15 protein-coding genes are annotated in these 23,323 nt (G+C 69.9%); 13 read left to right on the forward strand and 2 right to left on the reverse strand.

Features of this window, described 5'->3' with window-relative positions:
- The first annotated feature begins 5 nt into the window (after positions 1 to 5).
- From ACO6VK_RS01140 to tsaB, 7 genes are all read left to right on the forward strand, one after another.
- A complete protein-coding gene (locus ACO6VK_RS01140; RefSeq protein ID WP_422505059.1) occupies positions 6 to 1,559 on the forward strand; it encodes a hypothetical protein in 1,554 nt (517 codons plus the stop codon).
- A 161-nt stretch (positions 1,560 to 1,720) separates the two neighbouring features.
- Positions 1,721 to 2,710 (forward strand): glycosyltransferase family 2 protein, encoded by a 990-nt coding sequence (locus ACO6VK_RS01145; RefSeq protein WP_422505060.1) that lies wholly within the window; start codon positions 1,721 to 1,723, stop codon positions 2,708 to 2,710.
- 5 nt (positions 2,711 to 2,715) lie between these two features.
- A complete protein-coding gene (locus ACO6VK_RS01150) occupies positions 2,716 to 3,663 on the forward strand; it encodes a glycosyltransferase family 2 protein (protein WP_422505098.1) in 948 nt (315 codons plus the stop codon).
- An 84-nt stretch (positions 3,664 to 3,747) separates the two neighbouring features.
- Positions 3,748 to 6,198 (forward strand): penicillin-binding protein 1B, encoded by a 2,451-nt coding sequence (gene mrcB, locus ACO6VK_RS01155; protein ID WP_422505061.1) that lies wholly within the window; start codon positions 3,748 to 3,750, stop codon positions 6,196 to 6,198.
- A gap of 8 nt (positions 6,199 to 6,206) precedes the next feature.
- On the forward strand, positions 6,207 to 6,737 hold the full coding sequence (locus tag ACO6VK_RS01160) for a hypothetical protein (RefSeq protein ID WP_422505062.1): 531 nt from the start codon (positions 6,207 to 6,209) through the stop codon (positions 6,735 to 6,737).
- 167 nt (positions 6,738 to 6,904) lie between these two features.
- Positions 6,905 to 8,956, forward strand: coding sequence for an ATP-dependent DNA helicase (locus ACO6VK_RS01165; RefSeq protein WP_422505063.1), 2,052 nt, complete (start codon positions 6,905 to 6,907; stop codon positions 8,954 to 8,956).
- Between the two features lie 5 nt (positions 8,957 to 8,961).
- Entirely contained in the window at positions 8,962 to 9,666 is a 705-nt protein-coding gene (gene tsaB, locus ACO6VK_RS01170; protein ID WP_422505064.1) for a tRNA (adenosine(37)-N6)-threonylcarbamoyltransferase complex dimerization subunit type 1 TsaB, read from the forward strand.
- Between the two features lie 37 nt (positions 9,667 to 9,703).
- On the opposite strand, the gene ACO6VK_RS01175 is transcribed toward tsaB, so the two are convergent.
- Together ACO6VK_RS01175 and gshB are read right to left on the reverse strand one after the other, a co-directional pair.
- The gene (locus ACO6VK_RS01175; protein WP_422505065.1) at positions 9,704 to 10,591 is read right to left on the reverse strand and encodes a TonB family protein; all 888 of its coding nucleotides are present in this window, start codon (positions 10,589 to 10,591) and stop codon (positions 9,704 to 9,706) included.
- On the reverse strand, positions 10,588 to 11,538 hold the full coding sequence (gene gshB, locus ACO6VK_RS01180; protein WP_422505066.1) for a glutathione synthase: 951 nt from the start codon (positions 11,536 to 11,538) through the stop codon (positions 10,588 to 10,590). Before gshB ends, ACO6VK_RS01175 begins: the two co-directional genes overlap by 4 nt.
- Positions 11,539 to 11,796: 258 nt before the next feature.
- Here gshB and pilG point away from each other — a divergent pair, with 258 nt between their 5' ends.
- The 6 genes from pilG to ACO6VK_RS01210 all read left to right on the forward strand — a co-directional run bounded on the left by pilG (position 11,797) and on the right by ACO6VK_RS01210 (position 23,315).
- The gene (gene pilG, locus ACO6VK_RS01185; RefSeq protein ID WP_017356958.1) at positions 11,797 to 12,198 is read left to right on the forward strand and encodes a twitching motility response regulator PilG; all 402 of its coding nucleotides are present in this window, start codon (positions 11,797 to 11,799) and stop codon (positions 12,196 to 12,198) included.
- A gap of 18 nt (positions 12,199 to 12,216) precedes the next feature.
- Positions 12,217 to 12,579: a response regulator gene (locus ACO6VK_RS01190; protein ID WP_422505067.1), complete on the forward strand. Its 363-nt coding sequence runs from the start codon at positions 12,217 to 12,219 to the stop codon at positions 12,577 to 12,579.
- A complete protein-coding gene (locus ACO6VK_RS01195; RefSeq protein WP_422505068.1) occupies positions 12,579 to 13,109 on the forward strand; it encodes a chemotaxis protein CheW in 531 nt (176 codons plus the stop codon). Before ACO6VK_RS01190 ends, ACO6VK_RS01195 begins: the two co-directional genes overlap by 1 nt.
- A gap of 43 nt (positions 13,110 to 13,152) precedes the next feature.
- A complete protein-coding gene (locus ACO6VK_RS01200; RefSeq protein ID WP_422505069.1) occupies positions 13,153 to 15,189 on the forward strand; it encodes a methyl-accepting chemotaxis protein in 2,037 nt (678 codons plus the stop codon).
- A gap of 94 nt (positions 15,190 to 15,283) precedes the next feature.
- Complete coding sequence (locus tag ACO6VK_RS01205; RefSeq protein WP_422505070.1) at positions 15,284 to 22,018, forward strand: Hpt domain-containing protein; 6,735 nt, start codon at positions 15,284 to 15,286, stop codon at positions 22,016 to 22,018.
- On the forward strand, positions 22,005 to 23,315 hold the full coding sequence (locus tag ACO6VK_RS01210; protein ID WP_422505071.1) for a chemotaxis protein CheB: 1,311 nt from the start codon (positions 22,005 to 22,007) through the stop codon (positions 23,313 to 23,315). Before ACO6VK_RS01205 ends, ACO6VK_RS01210 begins: the two co-directional genes overlap by 14 nt.
- Positions 23,316 to 23,323: the final 8 nt, after the last annotated feature.

A 23,323-nucleotide genomic window follows, 5' to 3' on the forward strand; every position in this document is an offset into this window, starting at 1 on the left:
GCGGCATGAGCCGTGACGCTGACAGGCAGGACCGCGCGCACGAGGTGCTGACGCGTGTCCGCCGCGAGGGACGCTGGTGGTGGTTGCAGGCACGCCACGCCCGCCGCATCTGGCGCTGGGCGCTGCTGGCGGCGGCGGTGCTGTTCATCGCACTGGTGCTGCTGCGCCGGCCACTGGCCAACTGGTTCTGGGATGCCCCGCCGATCGAGCACCTGCTGCAGCAGGGCGACCGCGCGCTCGCGGCCGGTCGCCTGACCGCCGCCGATGGTACCGGCGCGCGCGAGTGGTACCTGGCGGCACAGGCGGTGGACAGCGACCGCGGCGAAGCGCGGGCCGGACTGGCACGCACGGGCCAGGCTGCGGTGCAGCAGGCCCGCAGTGCGCTGGCGCGTGGCGACATCGATGCCGCCGAGACGGCGCTGGCGCTGGCGCGCACGCTGCAGGTGCCGCAGCGCGATGTCGATGGGCTGGCCCAGCAGCTGCGCCAGCAGCGCGTGGCGCGCGCCGGCGTGGACGGCCTGCTGGCGCGCGCCGCCGCCGCGTTGCAGGCGCAGCACCTGGACGACGGTCCGGACAGTGCGCTGCCGCTCTACCAGCAGGTGCTGGTCCTGGTGCCCACCCAGGTGCAGGCGCTGGAGGGGCGCGAAGACGCCCTGTCGGATCTGCTGCAGCAGGCGCGGTCAAACGCCGTGCGCGGTGATGTGGCTGCGGCAGCGGCGGCCGTACACCGTGCGCGGGGCTTCGATGCCGGCCACGTGGACCTGCCGGCCACCGAGGAAGCGCTGAACATCGCGCTGGAGCGGCGCCTGCGCGACGGCCAGGCTGCACTGCGCCGCCAGCGTCTGGAGACTGCGGCCGCCGCGTTCCAGGCGGTACTGGCGGCGGCGCCGGACGATGCCGCCGCGCGCCAGGGCCTGCAGCGCGTGGCCGAGGCCCACCTGCAGCGTGCCGCGCGCCTGGCCGGTGACTTCCGCTTTGAAGCGGCCGAGCAGGTGCTCGCCTCGGCCCAGGCGCTGGGGGCGCCGGCGCGCACCCTGGCCGATGCGCGCCGCGGTATCCAGCAGGCCCGGCAGGCGCAGCGGGCGCTGCAGGCGCCGACCGCTCCGCGGGCCCAGCGCGAGCGCAGCCTGATGGCGCTGCTGCGGCGCATCGAGGAGGCCGAGGCGCGTGGTGACTTTCTCGCGCCGCCGGGCCGCAGCGCCTACGACGCGCTGCGCGAAGCCCAGGCGCTTGCGCCACAGGATGTGCGCGTGCGCGCCGCCGCCGGGCGGCTGCTGCCGGCCAGCCGCACCTGCTTCGAAGACCGTCTGCGCGAGAACCGGGTGGTCGCCGCAGGCGCATGCCTGGAGGCCTGGCAGACCCTGACGCGCAGCGATGCGAGCCTGTCGCAGGCCCGGCAACGCCTCGCGCAGCGCTGGCTGGCGATCGGCAGCGAGCGGCTTGGCGCCGGCGATATCGACTTCGCCGCGCAGGCACTGGACCAGGCGCGCCACTGGCAGCCGGACCTGCCCGAGCTGCCTGCCTTCGCCGAGCGCCTGCGCAGCGCGCAGGGCGGCTGAGCCACGGCGCACCTGCGACCCGGGTCGGCTATAGTGCCGCCGTTGTCATTTCTGCCCAGCTCCGCAATGCCCACGCATGCCTGTGTCTTCATCCGCCCTCCCTGCCACGCTCCGCGCGGCAGCGTGCCGGCGCGGCGCGCGACTGCCGTCCAGGGCGTGGCGTGACCACGCCCGGCGGCCTGCAGGTGTCCGTCGCACTCTGCACCTGGAATGGTGAAGCATTCCTTGCCGAGCAGTTGCGCAGTATCGGTGCCCAGCACCGGCGTCCTGACCAGGTGGTCATTTGCGACGACTGTTCCAGCGATGCGACCTGGTCATGCCTGCAGCAGGAGGCGGAGACACTGCGCGCGCTCGGCATCCAGGTCGACCTCCATCGGCATGCCACCAACCAGGGCTACGTGCGCAACTTCGAGTACGCCCTGCGCCACTGCCGGGGGGATGTCGTGTTTCTGTGCGACCAGGACGATGTATGGCATCCGGACAAGGTGGCCGTGTTCACGGCCGCGTTCGAGCGCCGCCCTGCGTTGACGATGCTGCACGGCGATGCCCGGCTGGTCGACGGGCAGGGCGAGCCGCTTGGTGCGCGTCTGTTCGAGGTACTGGAGGTGGGCGTCGATGAGATCGCGCGCGAGCATCGCGGCGAGGCATTCGAGGTGCTGCTCGGGCGCAACGTCGTGACCGGGGCCACCGCCGCGCTGCGCCGTGGCTTGGTCGACGTAGCGTTGCCGGTCGCGCCCGGCTGGATCCATGACGAGTGGTTGGCGCTGGTCGCGGCTGCCGGCGATGGACTGGACTGCCTGGAGCCGCCGCTGGTGGATTACCGCCAGCACGGCGGCAACCAGGTCGGCGCACGACGGCGTGGCGTGCGGGACCGCGTGGTGCGTGACGGCGCGACGCGCCGGGCGTACCTGGCCAAGCGACTCGCGCAGATGGAGGCGTTGTCGGCGCGCATTGCCGATGGCCTGGCGCTGTCGGTGGAACGCCAGGCGATGGTGCAGCAGCGGCTTCTGCACGCCCGCGCGCGCGCCTCGCTGCCCGACGCGTTCTGGACACGCCTGCGGCACGTCTGGGGCGAGTACCGTAGCGGGCGCTACACGCGCTATTCCAATGGCCTGCGCTCGCTGGCCATCGATCTTCTGGATGTGAAGTGACCGATATGACGATTTCCCAGGCCGCGCCCCCCCGCCAGGCCGTGGCCGCCGCCGACATCTGCGCGGTGATCGTGACCTACGCGCCCGATCTGGATCTGCTGGCGCGCGTGGTCGAGGCCGTGCGTGGCCAGGTCGGGCACGTGGTGGTGTTCGACAACGGCAGCCCGGCGGCAGATGTGGCCGTCCGGCTGCACACACTCGCCGGGGAGGGGGTCAGTGTGATCGCCTCGCCGGTCAACGTTGGCCTCGGCGCAGCGCTCAACCGCGCCTGCGAACAGGCGCGCCGGATCGGCGTGGGGCACGTAATGCTGATGGACCAGGACAGCGTGCTTGAAGCCGGCATGGTGGAGACCTTGGCCACCGCGCTGGCCGCATTGCGGCAGCAGGGGCCGGTGGCGGCGGTTGGCCCCCAGTTCCGCGATTCGCGCAGTGGCGACCTTGCGCCGTTCATCCGCCTCGGCTTCCCGATCAACCACAAGTTCTATGGTGGCCCGGGCCAGTACGTGCCCTGCGATTTCCTGATCACCTCCGGTTCGCTGATTCCGCTGGCATCGCTGGACCGTGTGGGTCCGATGGATGAGTCGCTGTTCATCGACAACATCGACATGGACTGGTGTTTCCGCGCTACGGCGGCGGGCCTGGGCCTGTATGGCATCTGCGATGCGCAGATGCAGCACAGCATTGGCGAACAGCTGAGGCCTTCCCGCATCAAGCGCGATGGCGTCATCGTGCACAAGCCGTTCCGCCTGTACTACATCATGCGCAACCGGGTGCTGCTGTACGGGCGTCCGCACACCTCCCGGGTCTGGGTGGGCCAGGATCTGCCACGGCTTATCCTCAAGCTGCTCAGCAACGGGGTGTTCATCGCGCCCCGTCTGGTTCGCCTGCGGTTCATGTTGCGCGGACTGTGGGATGGCGTGCGCGGGCGCAGCGGTCCCATGCCGCCTGCGTAGCCGCCTGAACGCCGCACAGGCAGGCGCCGCAACGGCTGTCGCCCTGCGTTAGACTGCCGCGATCCTCCTGTTGCGCAATGCCCCGTGCCCCGACGCTACGATTCCGACGATATCGACGAGTTCGACGACGACACCGAAAGCCGCTGGCCGCAGTGGCGTCGTCGCCTGATCACCTGGGGCATGGCCGCGTTCGCGCTCGCTCTGGGCTTCCTGATTCCCTATACGGTGTACCTGAACCAACAGGTCACCCAGCGGTTTGGCGAGCTGCGCTGGCAGATACCCACCCGCGTCTATGCGCGCCCGCTGGTGCTGGCGCCGGGCGTGGCGATGGACGCGCAGACGCTGAAGACCGAACTGGCCGCCTCGGCCTACCGGGAGGACGGCACCGGCAAGCCGGTCGCCACCTATTCCCAGGAAGGCGGCCGCTTCGTCATTTCCAGCCGCGGCTACAACGACGTGGACGGCCCCGTGGCCCCGCGCCGGGTCGAGCTCAGCCTGTCCGGCGGCCAGGTCGCCTCGCTGCGCGATGCCGACAGCCGCAAGGCGGTGAAGGCGGCACGGCTGGACCCGGCGCGCATCGCCACCCTCTACGGCCAGAAGCAGGAAGAACGGCGCCTGGTCCGGATCGAAGAGACCCCCGAACTGCTGGTTACCGGCCTGCAGGCGGTCGAGGACAAGGACTTCAACCGCCACCACGGCATCGACCTTAGCGGCATCGCGCGGGCGATCTGGGTGACGGTGCGCTCCGGCGGACAGAGCCGCCAGGGCGCGTCCACGCTGACCCAGCAGCTGGCCCGCAGCGGTCTGCTCGGGATCGGCAAGGAACAGACCGTCACCCGCAAGTTCAATGAAGTGCTGTACGCGCTGATCATGGAGGCGCGCTACGACAAGCGCACCATCCTGGAGGCCTATCTCAACCAGGTGTACCTCGGGCAGCGCGGCAGCCAGGCCATCCACGGCATGTCCTCGGGGGCGGAGTTCTGGTTCGGGCGCGACCTTGCCTCGCTCAACACCGAGCACATCGCGCTGCTGATCGGTCTGGTCAAGGGGCCGTCCTACTACGACCCGCGGCGCAACCCGGAGCGTGCGCTGGACCGGCGCAACTTCGTGCTGGGCAAGCTGCATGAGAGCCGGCTGATCGACGATGCCGAGTACCAGCGTGCGCTGAAGGCACCGCTGGGCGTGCCGAAGAATCCCGGCCTGATCGCCGCCAACCGGTTCCCGGCCTACGTGGATCTGGTGCGTCGCCAGCTGGGCCACGACTACCCGGAGGCCGCGCTGCAGGGCGCAGGCCTGAGCGTGATGACCGGCATGTCGCCCTCGGCGCAGGCGTACTCCGAAGGCGCGGTGACGCGCACGCTGAAGTCGCTGGAGACCAAGCGCCGCCCCGAGCTGCAGGCCGGGCTGGTGCTGACCGACGTGCACAACGGCGACGTGCTGGCGGTGGTCGGCAGCCGCGACGTGTCCGAGCCAGGTTTCAACCGCGCGATCGAAGCGCAGCGACAGGTCGGTTCGCTGCTCAAGCCGTTCGTCTACCTGCTGGCGCTGGCGCAACCTGACCGCTATTCGCTGGCCAGCTGGGTCGACGATTCGCCGGTGACCGTGCAGCTCAGCCGCGGCAAGCGCTGGACGCCCGGCAATGCCGACAACCGCAGCCACGGCACGGTGCGGATGATCGATGCGCTGGCGCACTCCTACAACCAGGCCACGGTGCGGATCGGCATGGCGGTCGAGCCGCAGCGGCTGACCCAGCTGATCCATGTGCTGGCCGGGATCAAGGCCGAGCCGAATCCGGCGGTGATCCTGGGCGCGACCGACCAGAGCCCGTATGCGATGGCGCAGCTGTACCAGTTCCTGGCATCCGGCGGTGAGATCCAGCCGCTGCATGCCGTGCGCGGCGTGCTCGATCCGCAGGGCAAGCTGCTCAAGCGCTACGACAAATCCCCCGCGCCGGCGCAGGAAGGCGACTCGATTGCCGCCAACCTGATCAGCATCGGTCTGCAGCAGGTGGTGTCCAGCGGCACCGCACAGCGCCTGAACGCCGATGGCCTGGCCCGCCTGCAGCCCGCCGGCAAGACCGGTACGTCCAACGACGGCCGCGACAGCTGGTATGCCGGCTACACCGGCGACCACCTGGCGGTGGTGTGGATCGGCAACGACCAGAACGAACAGACCGGCCTGTTCGGCGCCAGCGGCGCCATGCGGGTCTGGTCGGGCATCTTCACCCGCCTGCCGAGTTCGCCGCTGCGGGTCAGCAACAAAGGACTGGATTGGCAGTACGTGGAAGCAAGCGGCACCGCCAGTACCGATGAAACCTGTCCGGGAGCCCGTCGCTTCCCGTTCGTCGTGGGCTATGCCCCCGCCTATGCGCCCTGTGCGCCCCCGGCCGTGCTGCCGGAGGGTGAGGGTGACGGGCAGGGGGACGGTGAAGCCCAGGGCGGCGGTTGGCGCAGCTGGTTCGGAATGGAACGCAAGCAGGATGCTGCCCCCGAACCGGCGCAGAGCGCGCCGGCGGCTACCCCTCCTGCGCGTTGAGTCCTGCCATGTCTTCGGTGTTCCTGCTTCGTCCGATCGCGCTGGTCGCGGTCAGCCTGTCCCTTGCCGCCTGTGTCAGCAGCACGCCGCCGGTGAAGCCGCCGGTGGTTGCCACGGTCAGCCCGGCCCAGCGTCTGGCCGCCGTGGAGGCCGCCGCCGGCAATGACGACACCGAAGTGGCGGTGCAGCCGCTGCGCGATGCCCAGGTCGACGATCTGCGCGCGCATGCCCAGGCACGCCGCCAGGCCAACGATCTGGCCGGCGCAGCCGAGGCGCTCAACCAGGCCCTGCTGATCGTCGACGGCGATCCGGCCGTGCTGCAGGAGCGGGCCGAGATCGCGCTGCTGCAGGGCGACTGGGCGCGCGCCGAATCGCTGTCGCGCAAGGCCGTGGACCTCGGTTCGAAGACCGGGCCGCTGTGCCGTCGCCACTGGGCCACCATCGAACAGGCGCGCCTGGCCCGCGGCGAAAAGGAAAACGCCGTGTCGGCGCACGCACAGCTGGACGGCTGCACCGTGCCGGGCATCAAGCGGTATTGAGCAATCAATCCCGTAGTGCCGGGCTCTGCCCGGCAGCATGTGACGTAAAACAGCGGGGCAGAGCCCCGCTCTACTACCCGGCAGCATGTGACGTAAAACAGCGGGGCAGAGCCTCGCTCTACAAGGGCGATCCGGCGCGCGGTGGCGGTCGGGCTTATCATGGGGCGATGTCCCGCCTTGCCACTGCCAGCGGCGACGCCCTCAGCGAGGGCGGTGCGCTTGCCAGCCAACTCGATGCCTTCGTGCCGCGCCCGGCGCAGCTGCGCCTGACCGCGGCCATCGCCGAGGCCTTCGATCAGCGCGACGTGCTGCTGGCCGAGGCCGGCACCGGTACCGGCAAGACCTACGCGTACCTGGTGCCGGCACTGCTGTCCGGGTTGAAGACCATCATCTCCACCGGCACCCGCGCGCTGCAGGACCAGCTGTACCACCGCGATCTGCCCCGTGTGCGCGCCGCACTCGGCGTGGGGCACAGCAGTGCGCTGCTCAAGGGCCGCGCCAACTACCTGTGCCGCTACCGCCTGCAGCAGGCGCGTGGCGAACCCCGCTTCTCCTCGCCGGAACAGGTGGCGCAGTTCCAGCGCATCCTGGCCTGGTCGGGGCGCACGCGCTTTGGCGACATGGCCGAACTGGACGCCCTGCCGGAAGACTCGCCGCTGTACCCGATGGTGACGTCCACCGTGGACAACTGCCTCGGCACCGAGTGCCCGTTCTGGGACGACTGCTTCGTGGTGCAGGCCCGCCAGCGTGCACAGGCGGCCGACGTGGTGGTGGTCAACCACCACCTGCTGCTGGCCGACCTCGCGTTGAAACAGGAAGGCTTCGGCGAAATCCTGCCGGGCGCGCAGGCCTTCGTGATCGACGAGGCGCACCAGTTGCCGGAGTTGGCCGCCAACTTCTTCGGCGAAGGCTTCGGCATGCGCCCCTGGCAGGAACTGGCGCGCGACTGCCTGGCCGAAAGCCGCAGTGTGGCCGGCGCGCAGGCCGCGCTGCACGCGCCTGCCGCCGCACTGGAGCAGGTGCTGCGCGATCTGCGCGTCGCGATGGATGGCCTGCCGCCGCGCGGCACGCAATGGCGTGCGCTGGCGGTGCCGCAGGTGCGCGACGGGTTCGACGCGGCGATGACCGCGCTGGTGACGCTGCGCGATGGCCTGGCCGGCGTGCGCGAGGCGTCGCCTGGCCTGGATGCCTGCCATGCGCGCGCGCAGGAGGCGGTGTCGCGGCTGTCGCGGTGGCTGGGCGACGATGCGCCGCTGCTGGATTTCGACGTGGACCCTGAGCAGGCGCCGGCTGCGGCCGAGGTGCTCTGGTACGAACTGACCCCGCGCGGCTTCCGTTGCCAGCGCACCCCGATGGACGTGTCCGGGCCGCTGCGCGAGCATCGGCAGCGCTCGATGGCGGCCTGGGTGTTCACCTCGGCCACGCTGACCGTGGACGGTCATTTCGATCACATCGCGCAGCGGCTCGGCCTGGATGACCCGGTGACGCTGCTGCAGGCCAGCCCATTCGACTGGGCGCGGCAGGCGCTGTGTTACCTGCCCACCGATCTGCCCGATCCGGCCGCGCGGGGCTTCGGCACCGCCCTGATCCGCACCTTGACCCCGGTGCTGGCGGCGTCCGACGGGCGTGCGTTCCTGCTGTTCGCCTCGCACCGCGCGCTGCGCGAAGCGGCCGAAGCCCTGCGCGATGCGCCCTGGCCGTTGTTCGTACAGGGCGAGGCGCCGCGCGCCACGCTGCTGCAGCGCTTCCGCGAGTCGGGCAATGGCGTGCTGCTCGGCTCGGCCAGCTTCCGTGAAGGCGTGGACGTGGTCGGCGATGCGCTGAGCGTGGTGGTGATCGACAAACTGCCCTTTGCCGCCCCGGACGATCCGGTGTTCGAGGCGCGCCTGGACGCGATCCGCCGCGACGGTGGCAACCCGTTCCGCGATGAACAGCTGCCGCAGGCGGTGATCGCGCTCAAGCAGGGCGTGGGCCGGTTGATCCGCAGCGAGACCGATCGCGGCGTGCTGGTGCTGTGCGATCCGCGGCTGCTCAGCCGCGGCTACGGCCGGATCTTCCTGGATTCGCTGCCGCCGTTCCGCCGCACCCGCGCGCTGGACGATGTACGCGCCTTCTTTGCGCCACAATGGCCTGTCGAGGCGGCCAGTGCGCCCGCCGTGTCCGTGCCCGCCAGTGCGCCGCCGCCCGCCGCCGACGATTTCCCTACTTCCCTGTTCTGACCGCCATGAAACTGCTTGCCTTTGAAACCGCCACCGAAGCCTGCTCCGTCGCCCTGCATGTGGATGGGCAGGTGCTGGAGCGCTTCGAGATCGCCCCGCGCCGCCATGCCGAACTGAGCCTGCCGTGGGCCGAGGCGCTGCTGGCCGAGGCCGGCGTGGCCCGCTCGCAGCTGGACGCCATCGCGCTCAGCCGCGGCCCGGGCGCCTTCACGGGGGTGCGCCTGGCGATCGCGATCGCGCAGGGCATCGCGCTGGCGCTGGACCGCCCGCTGGTGCCGATTTCAACGCTGCAGACGCTGGCGCTGCGTGCGCCGGCCGATGCCGACCAGGTAGTGGCCAGCATCGACGCGCGCATGGGCGAGGTGTACGTGGCCCGGCAGGTGCGGGTGGATGGCCGCTGGCAGCTGCAGGGCGAGGAAGTGGTGTGCGCGCCCGATGCGGTGGTGCTGCCCGATGGCACCCGCTGGTTCGGTGTGGGTACCGGCTTCGGTGCCGCCGATGGCCTGCTGGCCACGCGCCTGGCGGCCCAGCTGGATGGCGTGGATGCCCAGGCCCTGCCGCGCGCCTCGGACCTGCTGACGCTGGCCGTGCCGGCGTTCGAGCGGGGCGAGGCGGTGGCGCCGGAGCGGGTGGAGCCGGCCTACCTGCGCGACAACGTGGCCTTGACCCTGGTCGAACAGCAGGCGGCGCGGGCGGCAAAGCAGAAATAGTGGCGTACCGGCGCCCGGCGTCGGTACCGGCCGGTGCTCAGCGGTCGTCGCGGAGCTCGCCGCCCGGCAGGAACACCCAGGTCCGGGTGACCTGCAGGATGTCCACGCCGTCGTCGGTCTTGGGCAGCGGCGGGAACGGCTGGGCCAGGGCAATCACGCGCAGCGCGGTGGCGTCGAGCAGGGGGCTGTTGCTGCTGCGCAGGATGCGGCTGCTTTCCACGCTGCCGTCGCGGCGGACCCCTACGGTGATCACCACCTGGCCGCCGAGCCGGCGTTGGCGCGCTTCATCGGGGTAGTTCAGATTGCCCACGCGTTCGGCACGGTCGACCCAGGCCCGCAGGTAGTTGGCGTAGGCGTACTCGCGGGTGCTGGCCGACACGAACTTGCGGTTGGGGCGCTTGGCGTACTGCGCCGAGCGCAGGTGCACTTCGGCCGCCAGCCGCGCCATCTCCGCGTCGCGCTGTTCGCGTGCCGTGACCGGTGCGTCCGGGGTGGGGTGCTCGGGCAGCGGCTGCGGTTGCGCGCTGGCGACGGTATCGGCGCTGTTGCGGCTGCTGATCACGCGCGCCTGCGGTGGCGGTGGGCTGGCCGCATCCTGGCGCTGCTGCGGCACCGGCGACAGACCGGCCTGCGGCTGCGGCACGATGCCGGCCTGGTTGTCGCGCGGCCGCTCGGCCTTGTCGTGGTCACCGCCCCCGACCTGGCTGGCCTGGGCGAGGAAGTCGGCCTGCTTCGGCGTCAGTGCGGTCTGGGTCTGGCTGAAGATCACGTCCAGGGTCGGCACCAGCGGCGCCTGGTCGCTGACCGCAAAGCCCACGCCGAGGATCAGCAGCCCGTGCACGATCGCCGACAGGGTCAGGGTCGCGCCCAGCCGCTGCGACTCGCGCGCCTGCGGGCTGGGCGCCGGAGCGACACGGGCACTCATTGCGGCAGGCCGGCCTCGATCGCATCGAACAGCAGCCCGGCGATGTTGAGGCCGAACTGTGCATCCAGCTCGCGCACGCAGGTAGGACTGGTAACGTTGACCTCGGTGAGGTAATCGCCGATCACGTCCAGGCCGACGAAGCGCATGCCGCGGCGCTTCATTTCCGGCCCGACCTGCGCGGCGATCCAGCGGTCGCGCTCGCTCAGCGGGCGGCCTTCGCCGCGGCCGCCGGCGGCGAGGTTGCCGCGGAACTCGTCGCCCTGCGGGATGCGCGCCAGGCAGTAGTCCACCGGCTCGCCGTCCACCAGCAGGATGCGCTTGTCGCCGGCGGTGATGTCGGGGATGAACTTCTGCGCCAGCGCCAGCGTACGTCCGCCGTCGGTCAGGGTTTCCAGGATCACATTCAGGTTCGGGTCGCCGGTGCCGCTGCGGAAGATCGAGCGCCCGCCCATGCCATCCAGCGGCTTGAGCACGGCCTGGCCGTGTTCCAGCACGAAGGCCTTCAGGTCGGCGTTGCGGCGGCTCACCAGGGTCGGCGGGCAGCACTGCGGGAACAGCAGCGCGGCCAGTTTCTCGTTGAAATCGCGCAGGCCCTGCGGGTCGTTCACGACCATCGCGCCGGCCTGCTGGGCCACGCTTAGCACGTGGGTGTCGTAGATGAATTCGGCATCCACCGGCGGGTCCTTGCGCATCAGCACCACCTGGCCGGGGCCGAACGCGGTCTGGCTGAATTCGCCCAGGGTGAACCAGTCCTGCGCGTCGTCGCGCACCTGCAGCGGTGCGGTCCGGGCCACCGCCTGGCCGTCCTGCAGTGCCAGGCCGCCCGGGGCGACGTAGTGCAGGGCATGGCCCCGCCGCTGGGCTTCCAGCAGCATGGCGAAGGTGGTGTCTTTGGCAATCTTGATGTGGGCGATGGGGTCCATCACCACGATGACGTTCAACGGCATGGTCGCAACCTGGCGGGCAGGGCGATGATGGTAGCGGCAATGGGCCCCGGTTGCCTGCCCGGCACGGCTGCAACGCAGTGTCCGCCGGCGCCGGGGGCGGGCGCGGGTTTGCGCAGTTCCGGGTCCGGCGGCGCCCCGGGACCCGCGGCCCGCTTGGCGGCAGCCGCGGTGCTTGAAGCCTGCGCCGGAATTGGGATATAGATACGCTTTCGCAGCGACGCCAGACCAGCAGAAGCGTCGCGCGCTCGGGGAAAGGTAATGACTGAAAACATGGCTGCGGGTGGGGAACTCGCAGGGCTCAGGGTCATGGTCATCGACGATTCGAAGACCATTCGCAGGACCGCGGAAACACTGCTCAAGCGCGAAGGCTGCGAGGTGGTGACCGCGACCGATGGTTTCGAGGCGCTGGCCAAGATTGCCGACCAGCAACCGCAGATCATCTTCGTGGACATCATGATGCCGCGTCTTGACGGGTATCAGACCTGCGCGTTGATCAAGGGCAACCAGCTGTTCAAGTCCACGCCGGTGATCATGCTGTCCTCCAAGGACGGCCTGTTCGACAAGGCGCGCGGGCGCATCGTCGGCTCGGAGCAGTACCTGACCAAGCCATTCACGCGTGAAGAACTGCTGGGTGCCATCCGCACATACGTAAACGCCTGACCAGGGGGGAAAGGCACAATGGCTCGAATCGTTCTGATCGAGGATTCACCGACCGACCGTGCGGTGTTCACGCAATGGTTGCGCAAGGCCGGCCATGAGGTACTGGAAGCGGACAACGCCGAGGACGGGCTCCAGCTCGTGCGCGAGCAGTTGCCGCAGCTGGTGCTGATGGACGTCGTGCTGCCGGGCATGAGTGGTTTCCAGGCGACCCGCGCAATGGCGCGCGACGCGGCGACCAAACACATTCCGGTGGTCATCGTCAGTACCAAGGCGATGGAAACCGACAAGGCATGGGGGCTGCGACAGGGGGCGGCCGATTACATCGTCAAGCCGCCGCGCGAGGAGGAACTGATCGCGCGGATCAACGAACTGGTGGTCTGATGCGCTCTCCCTTCGACATCCTGGAAGCCTACGAACGGCGCAGCCTGGTCCATGCCGTGCAGCTGCCGGAACGACAGTTTTCGCAGGATCTGTGGCGTGGCGTCGGCTACCGGGTCGGCAAGCGCCGGCTGGTCTCCGACTTCCGCGAAGTGGTTGAAATCGTGCCGATGCCGCCGGTGACCCCGGTGCCCGGCGCGCAGCCGTGGCTGCTGGGCGTGGGCAACCTGCGCGGCAACCTGTTCCCGGTGGTCGATCTGAAATATTTCATGGAAGGCGAGCGCACCGTCCAGCAGGAAGGCCAGCGCGTGCTGATCATGCGCCAGGCCGGCGGCGACGTCGCGTTGACCATCGATGAACTGTTCGGCCAGCGCAGCTTCGAGCAGGACCAGGACGTGGCGGCCGGCGATCTCGCCGAAGGCCGCTACGGCCACTTCGTCGACCGCGCCTTCCACGGCGATGGTCATGACTGGGGCGTGTTCTCGCTGTCGCTGCTGTCGCGCACCCCCGAATTCAGGCAGGCCGCGGCCTGAACGTCGCCGTCTGTCTCACCGCATTGAAGATCGAGGTTGAACCATGAGTACTGCTTCGGAATCCGCCAAGGCCGGCAAGCTGGGCTCGGTGGGAACCAATTTCTGGCTGGGCCTGCTGGCCCTGTCGATGATCGTGTTCGGCGTCAACACCGGCGTGGCCACCTGGCAGGGCAGTCGCCTGGCCGGTGCCAGCACCGGCGCGGCCGATCTGCAGGTGTTGTCCCAGCAGCTGGCCAACCAGGGCCGTGAAGCGGTCTCGGGCAACGCGCAGGCGTTCACCGCGTTCAAGGACACCAAGACCCGCATCGAAGGCACGGTCAGCAGCCTGAAGGGGCGCTACGGCAACGAAGCCAACGTGTCCGGGCCGCTGGAGCAGCTCAGCCAGACCTGGGAACCGCTCGGCAAGAGCGCCGGCCAGCTGGTCGCGAGCGAGCCGGCCGTGCTGGCCCTGGCCGGCAACGCCAACAACTTCGTCAATGGCGTGCCTGCGCTGCAGGCGCAGCTGAATGAAGTGGTCCGCGCGATGTCGGCCGGCGGCGCGCCCGCCTCGCAGGTCTACAACGCCCTGCAGCAGGTCGTGGTGGTGGGCTCGATGGCCCGCCGCGTGACCGAAATGCGCGCCGGTGGCGCCAATGCCGCCGCCGCCGGCGATGCGCTGGCGCGCGACTCGGTGGTGTTCACCCAGGTGCTCGACGCGCTGCGCAACGGCAACGAGGAGCTGGGCATCAGCCCGGTCCGCAACGCCGCCGCGTTGACCGCGCTGGAGCAGTCGCAGAAGCAGTGGGACACGATGAAGCAGGACGCCGACGCGATCCTGGCCAGCTCGCGCCAGCTGTTCGCCGCGCAGTCGTCGGCCGCGGCACTGACCGCCGGCGCCGGCAGGATGCTGGATGACAGCAAGAAGCTGTTTGAAGCCTTCTCCTCGTTCGGTTCGGTGCGCGATACGCGGCTGTTCCCGAACTTCTGGCTGGGCGTGATCTCCGGCGCGCTGTCGCTGATCGCCATCGTCGGTTTCGTCAGCAGCACCGTGCGCAGCCGTTCGCGCGAGCAGGAGCTGCGCTACCAGACCCAGGTGGAGTTCAACAGCCGCAACCAGCAGGCGATCATGCGGCTGCTGGACGAAATCAGCTCGCTGGGTGAAGGCGACCTGACGGTCAAGGCCTCGGTGACCGAGGACATGACCGGCGCAATCGCCGACGCAATCAACTACGCCGTGGACGAACTGCGCCACCTGGTGACCACCATCAACGACACCTCGGCCAAGGTCGCCGTGTCCACCCAGGAAACGCAGGCCACGGCCATGCAGCTGGCCGAAGCAGCCGGCCACCAGGCCAACCAGATCACCTCGGCCTCGGACCGCATCGGCGAAATCGCCTCGAGCATTGAACAGGTGTCGCGCAACTCGGCCGAGTCGGCCGACGTGGCCCAGCGCTCGGTGGTCATCGCCGCCGAAGGTGCCGGCGTGGTGCGCGAAACCATCCAGGGCATGGACCAGATCCGCGACCAGATCCAGGAAACCTCCAAGCGCATCAAGCGCCTGGGCGAGTCCTCGCAGGAAATCGGCTCGATCGTGGAACTGATCAACGACATTTCCGAGCAGACCAACATCCTGGCGTTGAACGCCGCCGTGCAGGCGGCCTCGGCCGGTGAAGCAGGTCGCGGTTTCGCGGTCGTGGCCGACGAAGTGCAGCGCCTGGCAGAACGTACCTCCGGCGCGACCCGACGTATCGAAAACCTGGTCCAGGCCATTCAGGCCGATACCAACGAAGCGGTCAGCTCGATGGAACAGACCACCGCCGAGGTGGTGTCCGGTGCGCGCCTGGCCGAAGACGCCGGTACCGCCCTGACCGAAATCGAACGCGTGTCCAACGCGCTCAACAACCTCATCAAGAACATCTCGATCGCCGCTCAGCAGCAGTCGGCCGCCGCATCGGACATCACCCGCACGATGGGCGTGATCCGTCAGATTACCGGCCAGACCTCGCAGGGTGCGGGACAGACCGCCGAGTCGATCGGCCATTTGGCACAGCTGGCGGCCGACCTGCGCCGCTCGGTTGCCGACTTCAAGCTGCCGGCGTGAACGTCCGGCAGGGCGGAGAGGGAAGGAATCAGCAGATGATGCATCGCCACAATCCCCAGCACATCCTGTGCGCGAACCTGCCCGGAGCCGTGGCATGAGCACGCTGCGCGATGCGATGAGCCACGCTGCCCTGGGCTGGGTCAAGCCGGAGCTGGACGAAACCCTGCGCCAGGTCCGGCACGAGGTCGAGTACTTCGTGGAAGACCCGGCCGATGGCGGCCGCATGCGCTTCTGCGCCGGCTACCTGCACCAGGTGCAGGGCACCCTGCGCATGGTCGAGCTGTACGCCCCGGCGATGGTGGCCGAGGAGCTGGAGCAGCTGGCCAATGCAATCGGCGCCGGTCAGGTGCCCGATCGCGATGAAGCCTGCGCAACCCTGATGCGCGGCAGCGTGCTGCTGCCCGACTATCTGGAGCGCCTGCAGAACGGCCACCGCGATATCCCCATCGTGCTGCTGCCGCTGCTCAACGACATCCGTGCCGCGCGTGCCGCGCCGGGCATCAACGAAAGCGTGCTGTTCGCCTTCGCGCCGGACAGCGCCAGCGCCACCGAAGCCGAGCTGGACCACGCGCGCGGCAGCCTGAGCGGCCGCAACCGCGAGCTGCTCGACACCGTGGGCAACGCGGTCAAGGAAGAACTGCTGCGCATCAAGGATGCGCTCGACCTGCACCTGCGCACCAATGGCGAACCGGTGCAGCTGCAGACCCAGGTCAACGAGCTGGGCGCGGTGGCCGATACCCTCGGCATGATGGGCCTGGGTGTTGCCCGCGGCGTGGTCGTGCAGCAGCGCGATGCGCTGCGCAGCGTGGTCGACGGCGAACAGCAGATCGACGAAGGCCTGCTGCTGGATATCGCCGGCGCGCTGCTGTACGTGGATGCCTCGCTGGACGACCAGGTCGCTCATCTGGGCGCCGGCGGCAGTGGCGAGGACGACCCCAGCGCGGTGGAGAACCGCCGTACGGTGGAGGTGCTCGCCCACGAGGCGATCGCCAACTTCGCCGCGGCGCGCGAGCACTTCGTCGCCTTCATCGAAACCAACTGGAGCCACGCGCAGCTGCAGGAAGTACCGCGCCTGCTGGGCGAGGTGTCCGGCGCGCTGCGCATGCTGGACCTGGCCGTGCCGGCCGACTACCTGCAGGGCGTGCGCCAGTACATTGCCGTCGAGCTGATCGGCAAGCAGCGCGTTCCCAGCGGTCGCCAGCTCGATACGCTGGCCGATGCGATGGCCAGCCTGGAGTACTACCTGGAAGCGCTGCGCGAACGCCGTCCCGGTCGCGACGAGATTCTGGACATTACCCGCAGCAGCCTGGAAACCCTGCGTTACTGGCCGTTGCCGGATGCCGACAGCGTGCCCGCCGACACCAGCGCCGAGGCGCTGCCGGTTGCGGCCGAGCGCATCGACGTGGCCGAGTGGGATGCACCGTCGGTAGCGCCGATCGCGTTCGAGCCGGCCCCCTTCGCCGCGCCCGAGGTGGGCAGCGAGCCGCCGCCGTTGCCGGACTTCACCTTCGACCCGCTGCCTGCACCGCCCGCACCGGCGGCGCCGGTTGCGCTGGTATTCAACGCCTCCACCGCGCCGGTGGCACCGGATGCGCCCCATTGGGAGCTGTCCACGGTCCAGTCGCAGGAGGAGGTCGCACCGGCCTTTGCCGCCTTCGATCCGGTGCAGGCCGAGGCGCCGGCGGCGCCGGCCGCATGGGACCTCGAGCCGACGCTGCAGAGCATCGACGTCGAGACCGCCGGGAGCGGCGTCGACGACGCCCTTGCACGCACCGACGACGACGACGACACCGATGCCGTGGCGGTGGTCGATGACACCGTCGTTGCGGGCTTCGCAGCCGGCTTCGACCCGGTGGCCGCCGAACATGACGTGCTGCAGATCAGCGACGAGCCGATCGAGTTCACGTTCGACGATGACCTGCGCAACGCCGACGATGTGCTGTCGCTGGACGTCCAGGATGATGTCCAGGAGGCCGCGCACCTGGCCGAACCGGATGCGTTCGACGTGGACGCACTGCCGACCTTCCTGCAGGACAGGGCCGCCGACAGCGTCGACGCCGTTGCCGTGTCCGACGACGGGGAACCGGCTGCGGACGCACCGGCACCGGCACCGGCCGACGACATCGCCGCGCAGGATGTGCTGCCCGAGGACACCCGTGCCGTTGATGTGCCGCTGGCTCCGGTCAGCGCCGGCGGCGTGCATGAAGCGGTGATCGGCAAGATCGAGCTCGACGACGAATCGGCCCGCTTCCTGGCCGATCTCGATGCCGCCGCGGCCCAGTTCACCACCCAGCCCGTCGAGGCGCCGGCCGCGCTCACGGCGGATGCCGATACCGTGGATGCCAGCATCGATGCCGGCTTCGAGGACGACGGCGAGAACATCGACCAGGACATCCGCGACGTCTTCATCGAGGAGTTCGACGAGGAACTGGAGAACCTGGGCAACCTGCTGCCGGTGTGGCGCGCCGCTCCGGACAACCTGGACCGCCTGCGCCCGATCCGCCGCGTCTTCCATACCCTCAAGGGCAGCGGCCGCCTGGTCGGCGCACGCACCCTGGGCGAGTTCAGCTGGAAGGTCGAGGGCATGCTCAACCGCGTGCTCGACGGCAGCCGCGCGGCCACCCCGGCGGTGGTCGCGATGGTCACCCAGGCCTATGAAGTGCTGCCGCAGCTCAATGCCGCGCTGCGCGATGGCAGCCGCGTGACCGCGGACCTGCAGGCCATGCAGGCCATCGCCGACCGCGTTGCGGCCGGTGAAGAGACCTTCCACGTTCCGCTGCAGCGCCCGGCACCCGTGGCCGCGCCCGTGCCGGAGCAGACGGTCGCCGAGACGCCTGTCGAGCCCGCGCTCGACGCGCCGGCAGACGCCGTGGTCGATGCCGGTACGCCGGCCAATATCGACAGCGTGCTGCGCGAGATCCTCGAAGCCGAGGTCGACACCCACCTGACCACGCTGCACGCGTGGCTGGATTCGGCGGCGGTGACCCCGGCGCCGGTGACCGATCTTCTGCTGCGCGCCATGCACACCATGAACGGTGCGTTCGCGATGACCGAGGTGCCGGAAATCACCGCCGTCACCGGGGCTGCAGAATCGTTCATCAAGCGCTCGCTGGCCGCCGATGCGACCCCGGATGCGGACGGCGTGGCAGCGCTGCGCGATGCCGCCTCCGCGATCACGCTGACCATGACCGCGCTGCAGACCGAGTTCCCGCGCATTCCGGTGCAGCATGACCTGGCCGCACGCCTGCAGGCGCTGGCCGATCTGCTGCCCGAAGCGCGCTGGCCGGCGCTGGCCGACGACGACGCGTTCGATGCGGAGACGGCGGAGCTGGACCCGCTCGACGCCGACTTCGACGCCGACGTCAACGCCGACGCCGTGGCGGTGGTCGAGGCCGTCGAGGTCATCGACGCCGTGCCGGTGGTCGACAGCGGGACGACTGCGGATGTCGACGCGGCCGGGATCGACGGACCCTCCGACGCTGACGCTGACGAGTTCATCGAGGTCATCGATGCTGTCGCAGTCAGCGACGCCGAACAGCCTGTGGTCGCCGACGCACTGGACGAGGACGTGCTGTCCGACGCCGACGCGTCCGTACAGGACGTCGACGCGGCCGGGTTCGCCCGTGCCGACGCGTCCGACGATGTGACCGTGCAGGACGCGGAGATCCAGGCCGACGGTCTGCTGGTCGTGGACGCTGCCGATCTGGCGGACGAAGACGCGCTGGCCCTGTCCATCGGCGACCTGACGGGCAGCGACGACCTGTCCCGTTTCCTCGACGAAGCATCGCTCCCGGCGGCCCTCGGCACCGGTACGGCGGCCGCTGCGGCCGGTAGCGCCGACGACGCCGATGCCGACGTGGCTGTCGCGGTGGATGCCGTGCTGGACACCGCCGGCAACGATGCCGCAGCGGAAGGTCTGGACGCGGTCGAGCTGACCGCCGCCGACGACCTGTCGCGCTACTTCGGCGTGGTCCAGGACCCCGCCGGCGCCGCGCCGGCAGAACACGACGCGATCGATACCGCGCTGCCGGCGTTCGACGCCGACGCCGATGCACTCAGCGACGAGGACGAGGACGCTCTCGAGGCGGACGCTCATGCCCTGGACGACGTGTTGCCGCCGGTGCCGTCCTTCGGCGAGCCGGTGGACGCACAGCAGGCGCTGGATGACGGCTTGACCGTGGTCGACACGCTGGACGGCCAGGACGCGCCTGTCACCGGCGTGATCGGGCTGGCAGCCAGCAACGATGACGACGGTGAGGCAGAGGCCTTCGCCGAAACGCTGGATGACACCGCAACGCTGGTGGCGCCCACGCCGTTCTTCGAACTGGAGCAGGCAACGGTCGCGGTCGATGCATCGATCGACACGCCCGCATCGCCTGCCAGCGTCGACACCGACAGTGATACGGACGTCGATACCGATGCCGACGCCGAAGCGGTCGTGGCGGACACCACCGACGCCGCCGACGCGCTGGACTTCAGCGTGCTCGACCAGGAGCTGGTCGACATCTTCGTGGAGGAGGGCAAGGACCTGCTCGACCACTGCGATGGGCTGATCAGCGAGCTGCGCGCCGCACCGCAGGACCGCGACGTGCTGGCCGGGCTGCAGCGCGATCTGCACACCCTCAAGGGTGGCGCGCGCATGGCCGGCATCAACCCGATCGGCGATCTGGGCCACGGCATCGAGTCGCTGCTGGAAGCAGTAGCCGCCAACCGCACCGACATCGACCGCAGCGATGTGCACCTGCTGGAGCGTGGCTTCGACCGCCTGCACCAGATGCTCACCCGCACCGGCGATCACCGCACGGTGGCAATGCCCGAGGACCTGATCGCCGCCTTCGAGCAGCGTACCCAGGGCCGCGTGGTCGTGGTCGAAGACAGCGCGCCGCCGGAAACCCCGGTGGTGGAAGACCGCAATCAGGCGGTGGCCGACGCGATCGCCGCCCTGGTGGCCGCGCCGCTGTCCGCGCCGGTGCCGCTGGAAGTGGCCGGCGACGACGACGCGATGGCGCGGCCGCAGCAGGAACAGGTGCGCGTGCGCGCCGATCTGCTCGACCGCCTGGTCAACCATGCCGGTGAAGTGGCGATCTACCGTTCGCGGCTTGAGCAGCAGCTGGGCGCGTTCCGTGGGGCCATGTCCGAACTGGATCGCACCAACGCCCGTCTGCGCGATCAGTTGCGCCGACTCGACCTGGAAACCGAAGCGCAGATCGTCGCGCGCTACCAGCGCGAGCAGGATCAGGCGGACCACAAGTTCGATCCGCTGGAACTGGACCGCTTCTCCACCCTGCAGCAGCTCAGCCGCGCGCTGAACGAATCGGCGGCCGACCTTGGCGGCCTGCAGGGCGTGCTGGACGATCTGTCGCGCCAGTACGACGTGCTTCTGCAGCAGCAGTCGCGCGTCAGCTCGGAACTGCAGGATGGCCTGATGCGCGCGCGCATGGTGCCGTTCGACGGGCTGGTGCCGCGCCTGCGCCGCGTGGTGCGTCAGGCCGGCCAGGACACCGGCAAGCAGGTGCATGTCACGCTGGAAGGGACCCACGGCGAACTCGACCGCAACGTCCTGGACCGCATGGTCGCGCCGCTGGAACACATGCTGCGCAACTCGGTCGCACACGGTCTTGAAACACCGGAGCAGCGCCGTGCCGCCGGCAAGCCGGAAGAGGGCGAGATCGCCATCCGCCTGCGCCGCGAAGGCTCGGAAATCGTGCTGGAAGTGGCCGACGACGGCGCCGGCCTGGACCGCGATGCGATCCGCCGCCGCGCCGAACAGCGCGGCCTGATCGAGGCCGATGCCGTGCTCGGCGACGCCGAACTGGACGCGATGATCTTCGCCTCCGGTTTCAGCACCGCCGATACGGTGAGCCAGCTGGCAGGTCGTGGCGTGGGCATGGACGTGGTGCACAACGAAGTGCGCCAGCTCGGCGGCTCGGTGGACATCCAGTCCGTGCGCGGGCAGGGCGTCACCTTCACGCTGCGCCTGCCGCAGACGCTGGCGGTCACCCAGGCGGTGTTCGTGCAGATCGGCGACACCACCTACGCGGTGCCGGTGGCGTCGGTCAGCGGTATCGGCCGCATCTCCCGCGAGCGTTTCGAATCCACCAGCGCCGGTGTCTACCACTACGGCGGCGAAGAGTTCGCTCTGCACGACCTGGGTACCCTGGTCGGCCAGGCCCAGGCGCGTGCCGAAGGCCAGGCGCAGGTACCGTTGCTGCTGGTGCGCGCCGGCGACCTGCGGGCAGCCGTGGCCATCGACCAGGTGCTCGGCAACCGCGAAATCGTGGTCAAGCCGGTGGGCCTGCAGATCGCGTCGGTGCCGGGCATCTACGGCGCCACGATCACCGGCGATGGCCGCGTCGTGGTCATCCTCGACGTCGCGCCGCTGGTGCGCCGTTTCCTGGCCAATCCGCATAAGCCGATCGCCGTGACCACCCAGGTCAGCGACCGCGACGTGCCGCTGGTGATGGTGGTGGACGACTCGCTGACCATGCGCAAGGTCACCGGCCGCATCCTGGAGCGCCACAACTTCGAGGTGACCGTCGCCCGCGACGGTGTCGAAGCACTGGAGCGGCTGGAGGAGCGCGTGCCCGATCTGATGCTGCTGGATATCGAGATGCCGCGCATGGATGGCTATGAACTGGCCACCGCGATGCGCGCCGATCCGCGTTACCAGCAGGTGCCGATCGTGATGATCACCTCGCGCAGCGGCGACAAGCACCGCCAGCGTGCGTTCGAAATCGGTGTCCAGCGCTACCTGGGCAAGCCGTACCAGGAACTGGATCTGATGCGAAACGTTTACGACCTGCTGGGGATCGCCCGTGTCCGCGAGTGACTCCCATCCCCTGTTGTCGGTGGCGCTGCTGGCCCGTGCCGGTGCGGCGCGTGACCGCCTGCGCGATGCGCTCGGCCACGCCGGCGCACGCCTGGTGTTCGAAGACGATCCCAATACCCTGGAGCCGCAGGCGCTGCGCGATGCCGATCCGGGCGCGGTGCTGATCGCGCTGGAGCCGGCCATCGAGGATGCGCTGGAACGGCTGGACCCGGTGCTGGCATCGCCCGCGCTGACCCTGATCTTCGATGAGGCCGAACTGGCCGCCCGTCGCGATGGCTGGGAAGCCCAGCGGTGGGCGCGTCACCTGGCCGCCAAGCTGCACGGCCACCAGGACGTGCTGCCGCCGGGCTCGGAGCAGGACCACCTGCTGCAACCCGAACCCGGCCTGCCGACCACCCCGGCACAGCTGCACGCCGATGCACCGCTGGACTTCCACGTCCGCGAGGCGTTCGACGCAGCGACCGACGTGCCGGCCGACGGCCTCTACCAGGCCCCGGCGGGCATCCGTGAGCCGATGTCGCTGGAAGAAGCGCTGGCCGGCCTGCAGTCGTCACCGGAAACGGTGCCGGTGACGGCCGACGTGGCCTCGCCGGCGGGTCCGCCGCCGCTGCCGCTGGCCGCGCTTGGCGATCACAGCAGCTGGTCCCTGGTCGATGACCACGGCACGCCTGCCGCTGCGCCTGCCGTCTCCACCGCGCCGTCGCCGGTCTTCGACAGCGAGCGGCTGTCGCTGGTGGCACTGGAAGCCGACGTGGACCCGGGCAGTGCCGCACCCGGTGCGGTGCTGGTGCTGGCCGGCATCGGCGGCCCGGATGCACTGCGCCGGCTGCTGGCTGGCCTGCCGGCCACGCTGGCCACGCCGGTGCTGGTGCACATGCGCCTGGACGGCGGCCGCTACGGCAACCTGGTCAAGCAGATGGCCCGCGTCTCCGCCTTGCCGGTGGTGCTGGCCGAAGCCGCGCAGCCGGTGGAGGCCGGGCAGGTGTACATCCTGTCCGACGACATCGGCGTGACCGTACACAACCGCGGCCTGCATTTCGTTGCCGATGCGCACGGCATCCAGGTCGGCGCGCTGCCGCCCGCGCACAGTGCGGTGGTGCTGCTCAGCGGTGCCGATGCCGGCCAGGTCGATGACGTGCTCGCGCTGGCCGTGGCCGGTGCCTGGGTTGCGGGCCAGGTGGGCGAGGGCTGTTATGACCCGACCGCCGCCAATGCGGTGGTCGCCGCCGGCATGGAGGCCGGTGAGCCGCAGCAGCTGGCCCAGGTCATCGCCGATCGTTGGGGCGGGGACGCGTGATCCACGCC

The sequence above is a fragment of the Stenotrophomonas sp. GZD-301 genome, assembly GCF_049310345.1.
Classification (GTDB): Bacteria; Pseudomonadota; Gammaproteobacteria; order Xanthomonadales; family Xanthomonadaceae; genus Stenotrophomonas.

Excerpts from the sequence above, each read along its gene's own strand:
- ACO6VK_RS01140 (WP_422505059.1), top strand. The coding sequence starts at position 6 with ATGAGCCGTGACGCTGACAGGCAGGACCGCGCGCACGAGGTGCTGACG.
- ACO6VK_RS01150 (WP_422505098.1), top strand. The coding sequence starts at position 2,716 with ATGACGATTTCCCAGGCCGCGCCCCCCCGCCAGGCCGTGGCCGCCGCC.
- ACO6VK_RS01160 (WP_422505062.1), top strand. The coding sequence starts at position 6,207 with ATGTCTTCGGTGTTCCTGCTTCGTCCGATCGCGCTGGTCGCGGTCAGC.
- ACO6VK_RS01165 (WP_422505063.1), top strand. The coding sequence starts at position 6,905 with ATGTCCCGCCTTGCCACTGCCAGCGGCGACGCCCTCAGCGAGGGCGGT.
- tsaB (WP_422505064.1), top strand. The coding sequence starts at position 8,962 with ATGAAACTGCTTGCCTTTGAAACCGCCACCGAAGCCTGCTCCGTCGCC.
- ACO6VK_RS01175 (WP_422505065.1), bottom strand. The coding sequence starts at position 10,591 with ATGAGTGCCCGTGTCGCTCCGGCGCCCAGCCCGCAGGCGCGCGAGTCG.
- gshB (WP_422505066.1), bottom strand. The coding sequence starts at position 11,538 with ATGCCGTTGAACGTCATCGTGGTGATGGACCCCATCGCCCACATCAAG.
- pilG (WP_017356958.1), top strand. The coding sequence starts at position 11,797 with ATGACTGAAAACATGGCTGCGGGTGGGGAACTCGCAGGGCTCAGGGTC.
- ACO6VK_RS01190 (WP_422505067.1), top strand. The coding sequence starts at position 12,217 with ATGGCTCGAATCGTTCTGATCGAGGATTCACCGACCGACCGTGCGGTG.
- ACO6VK_RS01195 (WP_422505068.1), top strand. The coding sequence starts at position 12,579 with ATGCGCTCTCCCTTCGACATCCTGGAAGCCTACGAACGGCGCAGCCTG.
- ACO6VK_RS01200 (WP_422505069.1), top strand. The coding sequence starts at position 13,153 with ATGAGTACTGCTTCGGAATCCGCCAAGGCCGGCAAGCTGGGCTCGGTG.
- ACO6VK_RS01205 (WP_422505070.1), top strand. The coding sequence starts at position 15,284 with ATGAGCACGCTGCGCGATGCGATGAGCCACGCTGCCCTGGGCTGGGTC.